17 protein-coding genes, 2 pseudogenes and 1 riboswitch are annotated in these 19,204 nt (G+C 33.8%); of the genes and pseudogenes, 16 read left to right on the plus strand and 3 right to left on the minus strand.

The annotated features are described in order from the left end of the window. Positions 1-386: 386 nt before the first annotated feature. The 11 genes and pseudogenes from ACZLO7_RS12240 (at position 387) to ACZLO7_RS12290 (ending at position 11,729) form a co-directional block, all read left to right on the plus strand. Positions 387-821, plus strand: a complete 435-nt coding sequence (locus ACZLO7_RS12240) for a hypothetical protein (protein WP_464940439.1) — start codon at positions 387-389, stop codon at positions 819-821. Positions 822-1,002: 181 nt separating this feature from the next. Next, positions 1,003-1,500, plus strand: coding sequence for a hypothetical protein (locus ACZLO7_RS12245; protein ID WP_464940438.1), 498 nt, complete (start codon positions 1,003-1,005; stop codon positions 1,498-1,500). Between the two features lie 127 nt (positions 1,501-1,627). After that, positions 1,628-2,836: an aminopeptidase gene (locus tag ACZLO7_RS12250; protein ID WP_464940437.1), complete on the plus strand. Its 1,209-nt coding sequence runs from the start codon at positions 1,628-1,630 to the stop codon at positions 2,834-2,836. A 157-nt stretch (positions 2,837-2,993) separates the two neighbouring features. Continuing rightward, a complete protein-coding gene (locus tag ACZLO7_RS12255) occupies positions 2,994-3,209 on the plus strand; it encodes a hypothetical protein (RefSeq protein ID WP_464940436.1) in 216 nt (71 codons plus the stop codon). Between the two features lie 180 nt (positions 3,210-3,389). Then, positions 3,390-4,109 (plus strand): SDR family NAD(P)-dependent oxidoreductase, encoded by a 720-nt coding sequence (locus ACZLO7_RS12260; RefSeq protein ID WP_464940435.1) that lies wholly within the window; start codon positions 3,390-3,392, stop codon positions 4,107-4,109. A gap of 885 nt (positions 4,110-4,994) precedes the next feature. Beyond that, positions 4,995-5,996 (plus strand): helix-turn-helix domain-containing protein, encoded by a 1,002-nt coding sequence (locus ACZLO7_RS12265; RefSeq protein WP_464940434.1) that lies wholly within the window; start codon positions 4,995-4,997, stop codon positions 5,994-5,996. Beyond that, positions 5,969-6,108 (plus strand): annotated as a pseudogene (locus tag ACZLO7_RS12270) (helix-turn-helix domain-containing protein); the annotation flags it as partial. The gene ACZLO7_RS12265 and the pseudogene ACZLO7_RS12270, both read left to right, overlap by 28 nt. Before the next feature lie 113 nt (positions 6,109-6,221). Beyond that, entirely contained in the window at positions 6,222-7,121 is a 900-nt protein-coding gene (locus ACZLO7_RS12275; protein ID WP_464940433.1) for a DMT family transporter, read from the plus strand. A 239-nt stretch (positions 7,122-7,360) separates the two neighbouring features. Further along, positions 7,361-7,474, plus strand: a pseudogene (locus tag ACZLO7_RS12280) (ArsR family transcriptional regulator); the annotation flags it as partial. 138 nt (positions 7,475-7,612) lie between these two features. Beyond that, the gene (locus ACZLO7_RS12285; RefSeq protein WP_464940448.1) at positions 7,613-8,029 is read left to right on the plus strand and encodes an SRPBCC family protein; all 417 of its coding nucleotides are present in this window, start codon (positions 7,613-7,615) and stop codon (positions 8,027-8,029) included. Positions 8,030-8,558: 529 nt separating this feature from the next. After that, positions 8,559-11,729, plus strand: coding sequence for an ATP-binding cassette domain-containing protein (locus ACZLO7_RS12290; protein ID WP_464940432.1), 3,171 nt, complete (start codon positions 8,559-8,561; stop codon positions 11,727-11,729). A gap of 180 nt (positions 11,730-11,909) precedes the next feature. On the opposite strand, the gene ACZLO7_RS12295 is transcribed toward ACZLO7_RS12290, so the two are convergent. After that, positions 11,910-12,416, minus strand: coding sequence for a GrpB family protein (locus ACZLO7_RS12295; RefSeq protein ID WP_464940431.1), 507 nt, complete (start codon positions 12,414-12,416; stop codon positions 11,910-11,912). A 363-nt stretch (positions 12,417-12,779) separates the two neighbouring features. Between ACZLO7_RS12295 and ACZLO7_RS12300 the strand changes: the two genes are divergently transcribed. Beyond that, positions 12,780-13,160 (plus strand): hypothetical protein, encoded by a 381-nt coding sequence (locus ACZLO7_RS12300; RefSeq protein WP_464940430.1) that lies wholly within the window; start codon positions 12,780-12,782, stop codon positions 13,158-13,160. 96 nt (positions 13,161-13,256) lie between these two features. Here ACZLO7_RS12300 and ACZLO7_RS12305 read toward each other — a convergent pair whose 3' ends face one another. After that, entirely contained in the window at positions 13,257-14,042 is a 786-nt protein-coding gene (locus ACZLO7_RS12305) for a PhzF family protein (protein WP_464940429.1), read from the minus strand. 380 nt (positions 14,043-14,422) lie between these two features. On the opposite strand from ACZLO7_RS12305, the gene ACZLO7_RS12310 reads away from it, so the two are divergent. Further along, positions 14,423-15,409, plus strand: coding sequence for a ketoacyl-ACP synthase III (locus tag ACZLO7_RS12310; protein WP_464940428.1), 987 nt, complete (start codon positions 14,423-14,425; stop codon positions 15,407-15,409). Positions 15,410-15,875: 466 nt separating this feature from the next. Next, positions 15,876-16,391, plus strand: coding sequence for a hypothetical protein (locus ACZLO7_RS12315; RefSeq protein ID WP_464940427.1), 516 nt, complete (start codon positions 15,876-15,878; stop codon positions 16,389-16,391). A gap of 121 nt (positions 16,392-16,512) precedes the next feature. Here the strand turns inward: ACZLO7_RS12315 and ACZLO7_RS12320 are convergent, their stop codons facing one another. Then, on the minus strand, positions 16,513-16,716 hold the full coding sequence (locus ACZLO7_RS12320) for a hypothetical protein (RefSeq protein ID WP_464940426.1): 204 nt from the start codon (positions 16,714-16,716) through the stop codon (positions 16,513-16,515). 238 nt (positions 16,717-16,954) lie between these two features. After that, positions 16,955-17,145, plus strand: a riboswitch (cobalamin riboswitch). A 197-nt stretch (positions 17,146-17,342) separates the two neighbouring features. Between ACZLO7_RS12320 and ACZLO7_RS12325 the strand changes: the two genes are divergently transcribed. After that, positions 17,343-18,422: a FecCD family ABC transporter permease gene (locus ACZLO7_RS12325; protein WP_464940447.1), complete on the plus strand. Its 1,080-nt coding sequence runs from the start codon at positions 17,343-17,345 to the stop codon at positions 18,420-18,422. Next, a complete protein-coding gene (locus ACZLO7_RS12330; RefSeq protein WP_464940425.1) occupies positions 18,419-19,186 on the plus strand; it encodes an ABC transporter ATP-binding protein in 768 nt (255 codons plus the stop codon). The genes ACZLO7_RS12325 and ACZLO7_RS12330 overlap by 4 nt, the downstream gene beginning before the upstream one ends. Positions 19,187-19,204 lie beyond the last annotated feature (18 nt).

The following is a 19,204-nucleotide window of genomic DNA, read 5'->3' on the forward strand; positions in this document are numbered from 1 at the left end:
GAGGGCGTTTCTAAGCGTTTTAAAAACGAGTTAGATGGGTAATCACTTATTCGAATGTTTTCAGGAGCGAATTATAAAAGTAATTATTTTATTCATTAAATGGGGAAGTTAATACCACTTGAGTTAAATGCAACATTCAGGCAACTGTTATAGGTTATTCAGTGGTATGTAACGGCATCTTTGAATCGAAGAAAACAACTTACATAAAAAATACGCTTATGTTTATTTTGAAAAATCCGAAATTTATAGAAGCAGTCCATGAAATTCAACCAGATATCTTTACAGTTTAGGAATACATTAAACTAAAAGGTGAAAATTATTACATTAGAAAGACCTTCATCACGAACGAGCATTAATTAAGGGTGTATGGGGAGGTAGAGAATCTTATGGAAATATTGTGTTTTGAACCAAGTAGAATACGGATAAATTCACGAAAAACACTTACCATGGACTTTTTAGCTGGTGATATTGTAATTGAAATTGAGGGTGAATTGTACTTTTTAGAGTCAACTAATGGATATTGCATAGAGTTTGATATAAATAAAAATTGGATTGTAAATTCTAAAGCCACATATAGGTTTACTAAAAATAAAGTACTTTCCCTTCATGAGCTAGCTGAAAAAAGTAACCTTATAGGGGTTATTAAAACATATACGAACCGCTTCGTTACGAAATTGCAAAAATTAAACGATCCACATGTATCACCAGAAACGGAAAAACTAATCGCAGAAATTGAAAGTAAGCATAAAGAGTGGATGATTGATTTAGCATTAGCAACTAGGGATAAAGAGTTATTTTTCAAATTAATGAACGAACCATAGAATAGATACGATAGGAGTTGTTAAATGGATAATTTAAAGTCATTTTAAAGTTTCGAGCAGCATTTATATTTACCAGTATTTTGCATTAATTATATGAAAACATATATAATAAAGAGAGAATCATATATATAAATTTATAAATGTGCATGGCTAGATGGTTATCGAAAGGAAGGTTTTCATTATGAATAAAGACCAAGAAAGGAAAACGATGGACATAATTAGAGGTATTTTCGACCATCTTCCTGTGTATCGCCGTTTAATAGTGCCAGCAGTCTTAGGAGCAGGTTCTATTAGTCTCGGACTAAATGTAATTGACGAATTATCTTCTGAAATTGGACTAATTCTTAAAGTCATCATAGCGTTCATTTCTGCATGTTTCTTTTATTTAAGTGCGATCAATATACAGTATATAGAGTATTATAAAAATCCAAAAAACACTAGTTTTAATGATTTATTAGCTAAGAGAAATGCTTTTATTCCTTTGCTTTTATCGGTTGTGGTACTAATTGATATGAGCTTTATGTACCTAACAGAAGGTCGTATGTTTATGATACTCAATATGATGCTTTTCCTTTTGTTTAGTGCATTTTTCTTTAAAGGGTTGCAGTCTTACAAACGCCGACTGGAATTACGTTTAATCATTAATAATTGGATAGAAGCAGCAGAGAAAGAAAAATAAGAAATTTCTCCCTGAAAAGATAATTTCCTTAATGTTAAAAAACTTGAAGGTATTAGACAAAGATTTAATATGGTGACATAAGGATATTCCGTTAAGGTTGTTTCAGTCACGTCCGGAGGTAAATTAAATGGATATAAATAATTATGCAAAAGTAATTGTGAATATTGGAGTGGCAGTTGAAAAAGGAGATCTGGTTAAAATCAACTTTTTTCCTGAACACTTATCACTAGCTCGTGAAATATCTAAAGAAGCTTACAAGAATGGAGCTCAGTTTGTTTCACTTGATCTTCGGGATTCAGAAATAGAAAAAGATAGAGTTCTTTATCTCGCTGACGAGTATTTAGAGAAATATCCAAAAACATTAGTTGAAAACGAATTGAATTATGCGGAATCTGGATATTCAACAATTACGATTATTGCCCCAACTTTCATAGATAATGATGCTAAATGGATTGAAAGAGCGTCAATGATAAAAAAAGCAAAAGCAAGGGCTATGAGTCCAGTTCGCACTTATGGAATGGAGAATAATAATAAATGGGTAGTCGTCAACGCTCCAACGAAGGAGTGGGCGTCGCAACTTTTTCCTGATTACACTATTGATGAGGCGATGAGGATTTTATGGGAAAAAATATTTGATGCAACAAAATCGAATGAGCCAGATCCAATAGTAGCTTGGAAAGAACAGAATAAAACCTTAAAAGACATTGCGGGAAAATTAAATAATTACCGGTTTTCTGCATTGCAATTTGTTAGTGAGAAAACTGATTTGATTGTCTCGTTAATCGAAAATCATGTATGGGTAGGAGGTTCAGAAACGACTAAAGATGGGAAAGAATTTATGTCTAATATTCCTGTTGAAGAAGTTTGGACGATGCCAAATAAGTATCAGGTGAATGGATATGCTTTCGTCACAAAACCTATTATTTTAGCAGGACAAATTATTAGAAATTTAACTCTATTTTTTGAAAATGGAAAAGTTACAAAAATTGACCCAGAAAATCAAGTAATTCTTAGTTTTATTCAAACAGATGAGGGGGCTGCAATGCTTGGTGAAGTTGCACTTGTTCCTGTAAATTCAAATATTGCAAAAACAGGTATCACTTTCAAAAGTACCTTGTTTGACGAAAATGCAGCTTCACATATCGCTTTAGGACAAGCCTATATTGATAATATTTCCGATGGCGCATTAAAGACAGAAAAAGAGCTATTAAATTTAGGGATGAATCAATCAGCAGTTCATGAAGATATTATGATTGGTGACAGTACCATGAATGTCTATGGAATTATTAATCAAGAAAAGGTTTTAATAATGGAAAATGGTTTATGGAAAATCTGAATGTAGACACTTAGAAAGACCTCCCTATTCGTTCTAAAGAATGTGTTTGTTAAATTTCCGAAGCCTATTTATTAAAAGTAAGGATTAGGTTATTTATTTCATTCTTATCATTGTTTTTTTATATTTTCCTGACACTATCCCAGATAGAGGTGTATAAATGGCCGAACAAATTAGTATTTTTACTTTAAATGGATTTTCTGAAGACCCATTATTTGAAAAAATAGTGCAATTACAAGTTGGAGAACATGTAATAATTCAAAATTTCAAGGTTGAACGCACCAGTAAATTTTATGAAATTCAAAATGATGAGATACATGAATGCTTCCACAATTCGAAAGAATGTTGCAACTATATTGATAGAAATCTAAATTGAAATAAAAAATCACTCCTGAAAGTTTGATTTAAAAGAATTCATCAATGCTTGAATATACGGCAAACCTGTATGTTTGAATTAGTGATGGTGCCGTAACAATCTATATACAAAGAATGATAGTATTTCAATTACGAATGATAATACGATCTAAATAAATTACATAAACGAGGAGACGATTTGATGAAAAAATATATAATATTTGGAGCTAGCAAAGGTTTAGGTGACGCATTTGTTAAAGGGTTACCCAACCCTGGTGACCAAGTATGGATTGTTTCCAGAAGCAGACCCAAAAGCTTAGACTTAAATGACGGAATTCAGCGAATGTGGTTGGAATTAGATCTATCTCAGCAAAATAACAGAGAACAGATTACGGAAGTTCTTCGAAATGATAGAATAGATGTGCTCATTTATAACGTAGGAGTTTGGGAAAAAGAAGGGTTTGAAGATGACTACGACTTCGAACATGATAATCCAGAAGATATTGCTAATATAATAAATATAAATATAACCTCCACCATAACTTATATTCAAGCCTTGCTACCAAATCTAAGAAGGTCAGATAGTGGTAAGATAGTCTTGATTGGATCAACTGCTGGTTTAGATAATACAAATAATTCTCAGGTATCTTTCGTGACTTCTAAATTTGGGCTACGGGGTATAACAAATGCTTTGAGAGAACATGTTAGAGAGGATAGAATTGCTGTAACTTGCATCAATCCAGGTGAACTAGCAGCAGAAATTCCATATGAGGCTGGAGCAGAAAAAGCCATTTCTGAATATAACGGTACCAGAATTCCAGTCCAAGACATTGTTTCTTTAGTCAAGTGTGTTGTGAGCTTGTCTAATGTTTCTTGCGTCAAAGAGATTAACGTACCAGCCATAACAGATTTAAATGCTTGAAGAATTATTAGGGATTAGTAGTGTTGTGTGGAAGGAGAACAAGGAGTCTCATACTTTGCTATAGTTAATATAGTGAATATGAGATTCTTTTTTTGTTAGTCCATTTCTAGAATATAAATATTAAGAGGCGAAAGAGATGTAAAATAGCTTCTTAACATTGATTTAGCAAGAAAAACTTTACTTATTATATACATAGGTGGCTTTTATTAAATTGTCTATTTTTAAGGGCGCAGTTCAAAATTGATCGAAATAGGCTCTTTAGTTGTGTTGTTTACTTCGTTTTACAAAAAGATTGATAATTTCACATGACGAATCTTTAAATTGGCCACCGTTTGTTAATTTAAGTTTAAATCCCATTACTCCCAGTTTCAAACTTGAAATTTACTTCCATCCAAATCAAAAAAAAATACTTTACATCATCCTTCTGAATTCCACTACATCTTACCCCCCCCCCTGTTTTTCAAATCTTTGTAATTCTCAGTAATGTTCAGTTATAAAGATAGGGTAAACTTGTGAGTAGTTGGATAACTTATCTTTTCTTTCTTTACTCGTTATAGGCACAGCACCTTTCCCAATACTAATATACGATAGCTGTCACCTCTGTTAACCTCCTTAAAACCTATATTACTTGATGCCACAAGCTTGAATTCTCAACATTACAGACTTTTAAACAAATTGTATTAATTCGCTCTATTAAACTCATAGGATTTAAATCACTCCAAACTTATAAATTTTTAGTAGTTGTAATTCTTTATTACTAATTGAAATCACATGAAACCTGGTTGAATTGCTATAAAAATGGTAAACTTTTTGAACAAGTACGAGAAATGTATAAGGAATACATCTTTTGAACGTAGTTTAAATTGATTGAAAGAGGGTTAAACCATGGGCTTTGAAGAATCATATAACACTCAAGAGGTTGCCAATAAATTAGGGGTCTCAAAAGTGACGGTTTACCAATATGCCAAGCAAGGGAAAATCAGAAAAATAATTGATCCATTCAAAAACGTAAATAAGACCCGATATGTCCGTAAAGAAGTAGATGAGCTAGTAGAAGCACGAAGATTAAAGCAAACTGGGATAAGTGTTAGTGAAGCCGCACAAAAGCTATGCGTTACTAAACAGAAAATTTACTCCTTAATTAAAGACGGCATTTTGGAAGCTCAGGAGATTTATATTAGTGACGATAGTAAAAGGCTAGTTATCCAGGAGGAACCTTTAGAGCATGCAAAAAAATGGTTAGAAGAACAGAAGAATCGACGTGCTGCTAAGTGGGAATTTTACGATCGAGATTATGACATAGCTTTATATCAAATGTTCGAGTCAAAGGATGGACAAGGCTACAGATTGATGAAGAATGATAAAGGGGATTGGGGATTTTATTTACCACCTCATACATGGATTAGTTACAAAGAAGCTGTGAAAACAATGTTTGTTGCGCCAAATTATAGCATTCATCAGAAAACGCTACGGAGTAGTAAGTTTTACGTTGATTTTACGCTACCAAGGGATAATCCTTCTTCTTATGTAATTATAGATGCCTTCTACATCGCTGCAGGTGTTGAAAATCTCCGCATACGAGAAGAATTGGATACAATACTCGTATCTATTAAAGAAGGGAAATATGAAGTTCCAGAAGGGTATCAGGGGCAATTGGAGATTATGGAGGGGGTCCGTTGTGGTGAGTGCCTTGAGAAAGATGGTCAAATAGTGATTTGTAGCAATTACAAACGCCAATATTTTGACTTGCCAGGGAAGTATGTTGAAGAGATTTTGTTAGAAGCAGGGAATCAACAGTTAACTCAACATGAGTTATTAGAAAAGATTATTGCAGAATATCTAGAAAAAAATGTTCATAAAAAGAAGGGGAATTTAAAGGGCGACTAAAAAATCATGTAGGAATGGATTATGCAGTAAAGCTATACAAAGAAGGGGATATAACTGTCATTCAAATTTGTGAATTTAAAATGTGTCTAGGAATGCATTGTATAGGTTATAGGACATTATCCTAAGTGAAATTGTAGTCTGCTTTTCTTTTATATAGTTACTCATTATTTCATCCTGACATGCTTTTAACGTATATAAGTAATACTTCAGGAAGAAGGAAATCTAATGACAAAATTTATGTACATATTTTGCTTAATTGTATGGGGCTTGAATTTTATTGCCGTTAAAATACAAGGAACTCCAGTTAGTTTAGAATTATCTCTAACATATCGTTTAGCTGTCACAGCTATTTTATTTTTGATTTTAGTTTGGTTTGTTCGTCCAGTAGGGAAACCAACAACCAAAGATCTCCCGTTTGTAATGATCTTTGGTATATGCAATTTTGCTTTAAGTTACTTGTGTCTTTATTACGGAACCATTATGAGCTCTGCAGCCATCGTCACTTTAATTTTTTCACTTAAAGTAATATTGACACCGATTGCTCTTCGGATTTTTCTAAAAGAAAAATTACATTCACGTATTTTAATTGGAGGTACTTTAGGCGTCTTAGGTGTCTGTATTCTCATATACCCCACTTTGAACAACTTTCATGGTTTTGACGACTTTAAAGGTATACTGATTGCATTTTTAGGAACGCTACTTACCGCTTTAGGTGATGTCAGCTCTGCAAGAAATGCAAAGCAAAAGGTAGACCCGATTTATGCAAATGCAATTGGGTTTACAGTTGGAGGTATACTGATGGGTTCTATTGTATGGATTCAAGGAGAAGAGATTGTACTCCCAACTTCCATATCTTACTTATCGGCATTGCTCTACTTAACTTTAGTTGCTTCTTTTGCTGCATGGCTATTTTATTTAAAGCTGGTAGAGCAAATTGGGGCATCTCAAAGTGGGTATATGGTTGCCCTTTTTCCGGCAATTGGGGGAATAGCTTCTATAATAATAGGTGAATCCGAACCAACATTATACTTGTTTGCAGGTTGTATATCCAGTTGTTTAGGGGCAGCAATCGCATTAGGGTTTGGGCGTAGAAAGCAAGGCGTGAAAGTACCTATAAATAGTTGAAAAATTATTTGTTTTGAATGGTGTACCATCAGGGAAATACGGATTACTTGACGTGTCACCTTTTGGTGTCCTATAATTAATAAGACACTAATAGGTGTCCTATTAGGTCGTTATGAAGTTTAATCGTTGACATAACAGGAAATAATAATGTAAAGGTGGGGGTGATTTTGAAGGGAAAAAGTGATGTGAGGGATGTTTATGACGCTGTTGCCGATCCAACAAGGCGAAAATTGCTTCGAATGTTGTCAGATGTCGAAGAATTACCCCTATATGAGATAACGGTTCATTTTCAAATGGGCCGTACAGCAGTTTCTAAGCATTTGGCTATCCTTAAAGATGCTGACCTTGTAATTGCTCGAAGGGTTGGTAGAGAAACGAGGTATCGGTTGAATGCCAATCCGCTGAAAGAAATACAAGATTGGGTATCTTTTTACGAAGGATTCTGGAAAGAGAGAATTTTCAAATTAAATCTTATATTGGAGGAACAAAAAATGAAACCAGATGTATCATTAGATTTTCAATTTACAAATTCAATCGAGCAGGTGTGGAACGCTTTAACAGATTCGGAAACACTAGAGAAATGGATATGGAAAAATGACTTTAAACCGATTGTAGGACATAAATTTCAATTCAGAGCTGAACCAAATGAGTGGTGGGATGGAATTGTAGATTGCGAAGTTCTTAAAGTGGACGAGCCTCATACATTATCTTACACTTGGTTAAGTGCCGGAGAAAGCACTACTATTACATGGACTTTAGAAAAAGGCACAGATGGAACTATCCATCTACATCTATATCAAACTGGATTTAGTGAAGAAACAAAAGCACGCCAAGGAGCTATCGAGGGTGCTAAATATGCTTGGACAAACATGGGTGCTCAGCTTGGAAAAGTGTTAGCCGAAAAATAAAAAAGATATCTTCACTCTCTATAATGCCTGATTTTCAGGACCAACATTTTGAGTAGGTAAATGAAGAGCATTAATTCTAACCATTTATACTAATAAACCAACTTTTAACAGGGCACAATTCTGTAGTAAGAATTGTGCTCTTTCTTATGATAAGAGATATTTCTTACCTAATGGAAAAACAAAATATTAAACAAACGAGCAATTATCTGAAATATAAGTGCGTCCAATATTTTTTATACGATTTTCTACAATCGAGCGCTTCTCAGGAACACGGAAAGGCCACATTTGTAATGACTTATTTGGATAGTTGTAGAAGTTTATATAATTTAACTGAGACTTAAGTAAATACTTTGTAGGGTTGGACCACTAATTGCTGGATTTTAGCCATTAAGTTGTTTCTTCAAAACGGTTTTAGAAATCTTTTTCAACAAAGATTATGCGTTTGTCGATTTTAAAAAAACACAACAAATTCAAATGAAGTTTTACAATTATGGCAATATTAAATTTAGAGAATCGAGAGGGCAATACTATGAAAATAAATCAATTAATTGCGAACAATATTAACAAATTAGATGCGGTAATACCAGTAGATAAATCGTTAGGAATTGCTGGTTTGTCTGGATCTGGTAAAACAACTTTTTGTCAATCAATTGGTGAAGAATCCAAGAAGCGTCTCGTATCTTTATTGCCAAAAGCTGAATATCAGTATTTATTTCCTACTATTATGGAAACTAATTTCAGTTCCATCAAGATGGAAGAAATGCCTTTAGTCCTTTTTCTTGGAAAATCATCAATCTCGTCTAATCCACGTTCTACAATTGGCACACATACAGGCGTATTAAAAGACATACGTGTTACTCTTGCTGAAAAATTCGATTTGTCTCCAGAAGTTTTTTCATTTAATAATGAGCTAGGTTGGTGTCCAAGTTGTAAAGGTCGCGGAACTACTAAAAATGTCGAATGCCCTAAGTGTAAGGGGAAGCGCTATAATCAAGAAACCCGGCAATATATGATTGAATTATTTGATAAACCACATAATATTTCAGATATAAACGACTTAAGCATTGAATCTATCATTTCACTTGCAGAAGTTTTAAATATTAGTGAAGGTAAACAACATATTCTCAAAAATATGATCAATATGAATATCGGTTACTTAACATTAAATCGCATTATGGGAACGTTGTCAGGTGGAGAACTAACACGACTATACTTGGCAGAATTTATGGCATCAAGTGAAAATACGGTTATTATTATTGATGAAATCTCTGTGGGCCTTGATCATCAAACACTATTGAAAATTTTAGAACAGATTAAACAATTGGGCTATAAAAATCAAATTTGGCTCATTGATCATTCTGATACGGTGCTTGACACAACGAATGAGCAATTGTTCTTTGGTCCAGGTAGCGGTAAATACGGTGGGAAAATTGTTGAAGAATCACCACGTCCAAAACCAATCATTTGGGAACGAAATGAGGCATTGCCAACAGGATACTATCAATTCAAAGAGCTTTACTGTCGAAATATTCAAATGGCAGAAATTCAAATTCCCCAAAACAGACTTGTAACGTTTACGGGTGAATCAGGATGTGGTAAATCGACACTTGTAAATGAGTGTATGGCTAAAGACTTTCTGAAGCGATATCCAAAAGATAAAATTGTTATGGTTGGGCAAGAACGAAACCAATCGATTACAAGTCGGTCAACAGTTGCGACGTTTCTTGATATTAAAAGGAAACTTACAAAATACAGTGAAGATATTGACGATATTTTCCAACGTTCGATTGAAGATATTATTGATGAACTCCCAGAAGGAGAAATCGCTCATAAACGCTTGAGTTTATTGATTAAACTTGGTCTAGGTTATTTGACGTTGGAAAGAAAAACTCAGTCCTTATCGACTGGTGAATTTCAATGTGTCCATTTAGTTTCGGAGCTGTTTGCTAACTCTAGAAACCCACATACTCTTTTTATTTTCGACGAGCCTTCAAAAGGATTATCACAAAATATTTTAAATCAATTCATCGATAGTCTCAGAAGCATTTTGCAAGATGAATCTGTCTCCATAATAATGATTGAACATAATGCGTATATGCTTGAAAACTCTGATTTTATCGTTGATTTTGGTGAAAGACAGCTTGCACCTGTGGAGCATCTGGATGTTGTTAGTCATGAAGACTATTATTGTCAAAAAAACAGTGAAGATCGAATTGCTCCAATACAAATTTCTTCAACACTCAATCAACAAAATGAAGTTAACTACTTAAAAGAAAATCATATTTCCTATTTTAAAAATGCAGAAAACGTCTATAAGGGTGGCATTTTAAAAAGCTTATCATCAATGGCTCGTTTGATTTATGGTGAATACGAATCCGAAATAATTGCAGCCGTCATCGCTATTGACTTAGAGCGGCATTTGTATAGTCAATATAGTTTTCTCTATGAAATGGGAGGCTTGATCAACCATATTGTGACAGCTCATCCGACCAATAAAAATACGAATAGCTTCGATTTCTATAATCAAGAAAACCATTGTCCATCTTGCTCCGGCCGCCAAGTGATTGAAAAATTTGATATTGATATTGTTATTCAGGACAAAACCGTACCATTTTGGGATGGCCTATTCCATCCAGACGTGATGAAGGTTTTAAAATTTTATCAATATCCAAAATTGCAATTCCTCTTTGATGAAATTAAGAATGAGCTCGGTCACGATTTAAGTAAAAGTTATAATGACATGACTGAAGCTGAAAAACATACTTTTTTATATGGATATTGGGAAAAATCTTTCTATGATAAAGCAGGCAAGGCTTCGAGGACTTGGGAAGGCTTTAATTTCATCATCGGACGCTATATAGTTGTATCGAAATCGATTATTAAAGAGCAAATGAAGGCTTCCAAAGAGATGATTACCTGTCCAATCTGTCAAGGAACCGTGCTAAACCATCATAAAAAACTAAAATTTAACAACACGGATATACGTGAGATTATTCAGCAGCCTATTGACCAAGTAATGAAAACAGTTGGTGAATTACAAGTGCTTAAAAAACTAAAGGCCATCGTCGGTGGTGATATGACTTTGACTGAAGATGTCTCTCTATTACCTAGGGAAACACAGGTTGCTCTGAAAATGTTTGAACTGGAGCAGGGAAGCTTTGCCCATTATGAAATGGTATTACAAAATGTCCTACCATTCTGGGACAGTATTAGCGATAATATTGAATCCATTAGCATGAAGAATCGGATCACCATCTGTGATTTTGACAATATTACCGAAACGAGAGAAACGATCATTGATAAGTATTTCACTAATGGAAAATACAAAAAGCTTACTTATGTCTATGAAGCATTTGGTTACAAAAAAATTGTCACCCAAATTAATAAGATAAAAAAAACCCATCAATGTCCTTTCTGTAAAGGGAAGAAAGTAATTTCAGAAGATGGACTCCATGATGGCGTGTATAAATTATCGATACCATGTGTTAGTTGTTATGAAAGTGGTATTAATGATGAAGGGCGTAAGGAAATCATCGATGGCATAGACGTGCAAACATGGTTAACTGGTAAAGTAAGTGATGTTGTTGCTGAAAGCATGAATTTTGAGGCTGTTGCACATATTCCAATTTTTAATCGTATTCGTGAGTTGAATAAACGAGAGATGATGGCGATATACCAATTCATTGAACAAAATAATTAAAGTAAATCATAAATGAAGTACCGAAAAAAGCCCATTTTCTCTATTTTAATTTGCAGAGAAGTTGGGCTTTTTAATACTTCGAAAATCCGCATTTTACTGAAGGTACCCTGAATGAGATTGTAAAGCTATACGCTTATAATAAAGAACGATTAATCATAGACAATAAACAGGAGAATAAATTTAAAACTGTTCTAAGATAGATTTTATAAAATCAGTTTTTTCATCTGCATATTTGTGTTTATCATTATTATTTATTTTTGATAAATTTAGTTTAAGAAGTTCATATTCTACTCGTATATCATCATTACTTCTTAAATAATCTCTAAATTTCAACTGTTCGATAAGATACCTATTTCCACTTTGGTACATATGAATTTGATGAGTTCGGGGTTCACCTTTACTAAAATAATGCCTTTCAGGTAAAATATTTGTTCCTTTGTAAGAGTACCCAAGGCTATCTAAAAGCGAGGCACAGCATTCACCATCGCTAAATTCTTTAACCTCAACTGCTATATCTATAATCGGTTTGGCACTTAAATACTTTATCGCTGTACTTCCAATGTGATGAACATCAACAATATACTTACTAATTTTCTTTTGTATCTTCTCTTTCTCTAATAAAAATTCTTTATCCCAATTTTTCGACCAAGGAGTTAAAAAAACTTCCCCTTTAGGTAAACCTAGCATTTCTTCACCCCAATTAATTGTTTTGTCTTTACATTCTAATTACCTTCCTCTATCAGCTTGAAAAATTTCACTTGCTTACTTATTATAGTATTTATTTCCATTTTAATTAAGGGGAATAATGGGCAATATACATTATAACGGCAATACTCGTATATTCGAATTTAGAGCTTTCAAATCTCGGATACAAAAAGATTTGGATAGTAAGAGAAACTTCATTATATATCCATAGGAAATAGCTATTGTGGACCTAAGTAGTTATGAGGTTAACACATTACCAGTGTAAAAAAATGTACCCATTTCTATTATCGACTAATGCCAAATTTGTGTATGTGACTCATACATATAGCAGAGAAGGAGACAAAAATGATAAAGAAAATATCAATTTTAATTTTAGCTTTATCCACTTTCACATTTGCTGGCTGTATGAATGAAGAAACAGCAAAACAAGAGATCATTTCAGATGAATCATTTGATGTAGAAACTGTTGATTTTTATAAAGGTAAGGCGATGGAGAGTAATCAAGTAATTGTTGAAACAGCGGACATGATGTATAGAGAGAATGCTACAATTTTCACTTTTCAAAAAGGTGAAAGTAATGTTACAAAATTAAAAAAGACCAAAACAAAAGAAGAGTATGACAAGATTAAAATTAAATACGTATTAGAAATTGGAAAAAAAGATTTAAAAGAAATAAGTACGCGTTATAGTGATGTAATTAAATATACGTTACCAATAGAAGAGTAAAGGCAACATTTATCTTATAGAAAAAGCCGATACTTTCTTTAGCATCGGCTACATTTAGTAACTTTATTTAGTTTTAAATTGTAGATAAACCAGTTATTAAATTGTTAGTTTACCTTCAAAAATGGTTACTGCTTTACCTGATAGTAAAACATCATTATCCAATACACTGACTTTTAAAATGCCATTTCTTTCTGAAGCTTGATAAGCTATTAAATCAGCCTTATCTAATTTGTTTTTCCAATATGGTCCCAAACAACAATGGGATGAACCGTTTACATAATCCTCATTAATCCCTTGGGCTGGGGAAAAGAAACGGGAGATAAAATCAAATTCTTCGGTATTAGATCTACTAGTAACGATGACACCTCTAACTGGTAGTTTTAGTATTAAATCAATATTGGGCTTTAGATTTCTCACAATTTCTTCTGATTCCACTTCAACTAAATAGTCGAGATTACTTTTACCAATATAAACAGGTTCAACTTCTAAAGCTTTAAGTAACAAATTTGGAGCGGTCACTTTCTCTTCAAGCATAGTAGGGAACTTTAATTGAACCCAACCGTCTTTTAAATGCGCTTTTAGAACCCCACTTTTTGTTTGAAAGATGATACTCTGCTTTGGATCCACAATTCCTTTTTTCCATAAGAAATAAGAACTTGCAAGTGTTCCATGACCGCAAATTGGTATTTCAGTGGATGGTGTGAACCAGCGTAAATGATATTTATTATTTGAAAAATGAATAAAAGCAGTAGTCGGTACATTAATCTCTTTTGCCACTTTCTGCATCCAGATACTTTCTTTTTCTTCACATAAATAACAAACAGCTGCTGGATTCCCACTAAACTCTTGGACTGTAAAAGTATTAATAACTGATAGTTCCACGATTTTCACCTTCTTTCAATGGATTTGTTTTATCATAATCAACAAATTCGGAATTTTAACTTCTTTCAGCGGTTGTCCAAACACCCATTGAAAGAAGTTAAAGCCTCCGGCGGATGTCACGGAATCGGAAAGGAGTTCTTTGTGCAAGCACAAAGCCGATTCAGGACGAAATTATGCCGTGGCATAATTGATTTCAATAATTATCAATTCATTATACACTGATTCTCCATATTAATAATCAAGCACATTCTAATATTAATAATGAGCCCACTCTAACAATTAATTTAAAACATAAAATGTGTATTTTTTTAATAATATTTAGTACCAGGTGCTATAAATAAGTGTTAATATAAATAGGATAAATATTTTGGAGGTTTTTTATGTTTAATTCAAAAGCGCGTATAACAGCAATCGGTTCGTATGTACCAGAGCGAACTTTAACAAATACAGAATTAGAAGAACTTGTTGAAACAAATGATGAATGGATAGTTCAACGTACTGGAATAAAAGAACGAAGAATGGCGCGAGAAGATGAGTTTACAAGTGATTTAGCTTATCAGGCTGTTCTAAATTTAATGGAGCGATACGATACATCTGTCGAAGATGTAGATTTGATTATTGTTTGTACAATGACGCCCGATTTTAAAACACCAAGTGTCGCTTCTACACTTCAAGCAAAACTAGGCATTAAGAATACAGGTGCTTTCGATCTAAACACTGCTTGTTCAGGCTTTACTTATGGATTATATGTAGCAAATGGGATGATCACATCAGGTTTAAATAAGAAAATACTTGTCGTTGGATCTGAGACTTTATCTAGAATTACGGATTATACAGATAGAGCAACGTGTATCCTTTTTGGAGATGGTGCTGGAGCAGTACTCTTAGAATATGATGAACATCAACCAAGTTTCATTTCTTCTCATATTGGTTCACAAGGTGAAGGTGGCAAAAGCTTATATTGTTCAAATTTATCGAACAAGATGAATGGTGAAGAAATTGTGGATAATGGTAAGTTTGTTCAGAATGGTAGAGCTGTCTATAAATGGGCTGTCACAACAGTTCCAAAAGGGATGAAAACGGTTATGCAAAACGCATCATTGGAATTAACAGACGTAGATTGGTTTATCCCTCATAGTGCAAATTTAAGAATGATTGAGTCAATATGCGAAAAAAGTGGTTTTCCAATTGAACAAACATTATATAGCCTAGTAGATTACGGTAATACTTCAGCAGCAACAATACCATTATCATTAGATCAGGGCGTACGTGAAGGCAAAGTGAAGTACGGAGATAAGGTATTATTATATGGCTTCGGCGGCGGCTTGGCACACGCAGGATTACTTATCAATTGGACGGTTGAATAAGTAACTTTTCAGTTTAACTTCTTTCAGCAGAAGTCTCCCACCTCTATAGGTGGTGAGATGAATGCGGATTTAAGCTACTTTTTAGCGGGTGTCCAAACACCCGCTGAAAGAAGTTAAAGCCTCCGGCGGATGTCACGGAATCGGAAAGGAGTTCTTTATGCAAGCACAAAGCCGATTCCGGACACAATTATGCCGAGGCATAATTGATTATTTATTAAATGCAAAGCGGATGATAGGGAAGTTTTAGATAAATAATTATTATATTTAATATGGAAATAGAAAGATGAGTGGCTCTGGTCACTCATCTTTTATTTTATGATGAGAAAATGTTGATATTTTCTATTGAAAAATTATCAATGACAATGCATAAGTTGTGCTTTATTTAGATAAATTTAAACATAGCATTCATTTTATAAAATTTTTTAACCCGTGCATTATTAGAAGTGTAAAGAGGTGATATAAAATTATGATTAAGAAAACGATTATTCTTCTTTTTTTGCTAATTGTCATACTGTTATTACCAACATTATCAATAAAACCTACTATTAATTTTGATAATACCTACTATGCACAAAAGATTTCTGAAGCACTTGATACGAAGATAGAAAGCGGTGAGCTAATCCAATCTCTGAAAATCAAAAATGGGAAGACTTTTTTTTATTCGGATTCACAACTCAAAACAATTAGTATCTTTTACTTTGAAGATGGAGTACTTCATTATAACGGAAGCATGAATTATGAAGTTTGGAAGTGGAAGGACCACGAGGGTGATCCAATAGAGTGGATTTATCATGAATTAGAAAATGGTGAGAGTATCATATGGGGGATATCACTTTCAGATGAATCTATAAAAATAAACAAGAATGTAAGAATACAAGATTATATTCAAATAGATAATGGAGTAAACCTTTTTTTTACTAAAAACACACAAGCACTTCAATTACCTGTCGAAGTGAAATTAGAAAACAATCAAACTGAATAAAGAGAAGGCGTTTATACATTCATAGATAAATGAATAAACGCCTGTTTAGCTTGTTAATCATTTTACTGAAATATGTATTTAAAGTAGCATTGTATACTCTCACTAATTGTATTAAGTTTCTTTAATCTGTTGTACCAAGCAAATATAGAAAAAAACTAAATCCATAAAGAAGAATGGCAATTGTAGCTATTATATACATTATTATCTCGTAGAAAGTAAGCTTTCTTTCCCACCTAGTCTTCTTTAGTTGTCTAGAGTAAGCGATTGTTGATAGGAACAATAGTAATATTGCTAATTCTTTAATGTTTACTATTAGTTCATTCATAAGGAATTCGTGCCCCTTTTCTCCTCAATTGTTTTATTTTATACGTTTGATGAAATTGAAAGTAGTACCTATGTTTATGACCAGACTTTTAGTTATTTGAATATTTCTTCAGATTAGCTAGAATTTATATAATTCTATCAAATACTTTTATATACAATTTAATATGTTAAAAAAACAGAATAATATTTTACTTGTAAAAATATTCTAACTATACTACCATAATATTTGAGTTGCAAATTTAATAATTATGCCACTGGGTGCCTTTGTGTAAGCAAAGGGTAACAGGGAATCGGGTGTAAATCCCGAGTGGTCGCGCCACTGTAACCAAGGAGTTCTCTTTCATGATGTCACTTGATTGTATCAATCAGGGAAGACGAAAGAAGATGATGATATGGAAGCCAGGAGACCTACCTAGTGTGTTCCACCAAATTACCTTCGCTGAGAGGAGAGGTGTTCGAGAGATTAAAAGACTAATTTATTGTACTACTGCTATGTCTTTAAACCGATACTCGTAGTCCTATTCTTTGTCACAAGGAATAGGGCTTTTTTGTATTTTTTGGAGGAGGATTTTTTTATTGGAACAAGTATTGCCAGTTCACTCGTTGAAAAAAGGAAATAAAGATAATATTACGGACGAGCAGTTGAATGAGAGAAAGGCAAAGCGTCGTTTTCTATTGTTGTTACTTCTGCTTTTTTGTGCCCTTGTATTATCTGTTACATTTGCCCTGACTCTAGGACCAGTTAAGATGTCACCTATAACTGTTTGGAAAATCGCTCTATCTCACCTTCCTATTTTCGGTGATTACATAGATGTAAAATGGACCCAAGCACAAGAAAGAATTATTTGGGACATTCGTTTACCTCGAGTCTTACTTGGTGCTATAGTAGGCGCTGGATTATCTGTAGTTGGTGTAGTTATTCAAGCTTTAGTACGGAATTCACTTGCAGATCCTTATATTCTTGGCATATCTTCTGGTTCATCAGTTGCGGCAACGCTCGTTATCCTATTTGGGACGCTACCAGTTTTTGGTCAATACGCGCTATCTTTAGGTGCATTTACTGGTGCTATTATCGCAATGGTAGCCGTATATTTTTTAGCTCAAGTAGGCGGGAGAATTGAAACGACTAGACTCTTACTAGCAGGTGTGGCTATTTCGATGATTATGTCGGCTGTAACGAATTTCATTGTTACGCTCGCTCCAAAAGAATCCGGAATTCGCGGTGCAATGTTTTGGATGATGGGTAGTTTAGCAGGAGCCAAATGGGAGTATATAATGATTCCAACAGTTGTCGTATTTGTTGGTACAATTTATCTGCTGTTCAATGCCCACTCATTAAATATTTTATTAATGGGAGAAGAAGCAGCCGCAACACTTGGCGTAAATATTGACTCTTTTCGAAAAATACTAATAATTGTGTCGTCACTTCTTACTGGTACTGTTGTAGCTGTAAGTGGTTCTATAGGATTTATTGGATTGGTTGTTCCCCATGTTGTACGTTTACTCATTGGAACGGATCATAAACGAGTATTACCATTCAGTATTTTAATAGGAATGATTCTTGTCATTTGGTCTGATGTATGTGCTCGAATGTTACTTGCTCCTCAAGAGCTTCCAATAGGAGTTGTTACTGCATTATGCGGTGGGCCATTCTTTATCTGGCTTTTACGTCGGAGCTCATATTCGTTTGGAGGTAGAACTAAATGAGATTAACTTTGAAGGATGTTGCGTATTCAATACAAGATACAATGATAATCGAGGATATTTCCATTCAAATTAAAGCGAAGCAATTTGTAGGGCTTATTGGACCAAATGGCAGTGGGAAATCAACTCTCTTAAAAACAGCTTGTCGAATATTAAAACCTCATTCCGGATTAGTTCATTTAGATGAACAAAATTTATACGAACTTTCACCAAAACAAACAGCGAAAGAAATGTCAGTTGTTAGTCAAGAAACTTCTTTGACCTTCGATTTTAGCGTACAAGAAATGGTTTGGATGGGGCGCCATCCTCATAAGCGGCTCTTTCAGACTGATACCCAAGAAGACCGTATGATTGTCGAAACCTCTTTAAGACGTGTTGGAATGAATACCTTGAAAGAAAGAAGCTTCATGAGCTTATCAGGAGGAGAGAAGCAGCGAGTTCTTATTGCAAGGGCTCTTGCTCAAGAAGCAAACTTGATTGTTTTGGATGAGCCTACCAATCATTTAGACATACATCACCAACTGCAATTGTTGGACCTCGTTAAAAAACTGGATGTTACTATATTTGCTGCCATACACGATTTAAACTTAGCAGCTATGTTTTGTGATTATTTATATGTAATTCAAAATGGAAAGGTTGTCAGTTCAGGAACTCCTGAAACCGTATTAACGACTGTGCTAATTCGAGAAGTGTTTGGTGTTGAAACAGAAATAATGATTCATCCTATTACACATAAAACACATATCATTTTTTTAAACCATATTTAAAAACAACATAGATTTGAG

It is taken from the genome of Viridibacillus sp. d25.2, assembly GCF_055456015.2.

Coding starts and splice junctions, on each gene's coding strand:
- ACZLO7_RS12330 (WP_464940425.1), top strand. CDS start 18,419: ATGAGATTAACTTTGAAGGATGTTGCGTATTCAATACAAGATACAATG.
- ACZLO7_RS12310 (WP_464940428.1), top strand. CDS start 14,423: ATGTTTAATTCAAAAGCGCGTATAACAGCAATCGGTTCGTATGTACCA.
- ACZLO7_RS12295 (WP_464940431.1), bottom strand. CDS start 12,416: ATGCTAGGTTTACCTAAAGGGGAAGTTTTTTTAACTCCTTGGTCGAAA.
- ACZLO7_RS12290 (WP_464940432.1), top strand. CDS start 8,559: ATGAAAATAAATCAATTAATTGCGAACAATATTAACAAATTAGATGCG.
- ACZLO7_RS12240 (WP_464940439.1), top strand. CDS start 387: ATGGAAATATTGTGTTTTGAACCAAGTAGAATACGGATAAATTCACGA.
- ACZLO7_RS12250 (WP_464940437.1), top strand. CDS start 1,628: ATGGATATAAATAATTATGCAAAAGTAATTGTGAATATTGGAGTGGCA.
- ACZLO7_RS12285 (WP_464940448.1), top strand. CDS start 7,613: ATGAAACCAGATGTATCATTAGATTTTCAATTTACAAATTCAATCGAG.
- ACZLO7_RS12275 (WP_464940433.1), top strand. CDS start 6,222: ATGACAAAATTTATGTACATATTTTGCTTAATTGTATGGGGCTTGAAT.
- ACZLO7_RS12260 (WP_464940435.1), top strand. CDS start 3,390: ATGAAAAAATATATAATATTTGGAGCTAGCAAAGGTTTAGGTGACGCA.
- ACZLO7_RS12255 (WP_464940436.1), top strand. CDS start 2,994: ATGGCCGAACAAATTAGTATTTTTACTTTAAATGGATTTTCTGAAGAC.
- ACZLO7_RS12315 (WP_464940427.1), top strand. CDS start 15,876: ATGATTAAGAAAACGATTATTCTTCTTTTTTTGCTAATTGTCATACTG.
- ACZLO7_RS12245 (WP_464940438.1), top strand. CDS start 1,003: ATGAATAAAGACCAAGAAAGGAAAACGATGGACATAATTAGAGGTATT.
- ACZLO7_RS12320 (WP_464940426.1), bottom strand. CDS start 16,716: ATGAATGAACTAATAGTAAACATTAAAGAATTAGCAATATTACTATTG.
- ACZLO7_RS12265 (WP_464940434.1), top strand. CDS start 4,995: ATGGGCTTTGAAGAATCATATAACACTCAAGAGGTTGCCAATAAATTA.
- ACZLO7_RS12300 (WP_464940430.1), top strand. CDS start 12,780: ATGATAAAGAAAATATCAATTTTAATTTTAGCTTTATCCACTTTCACA.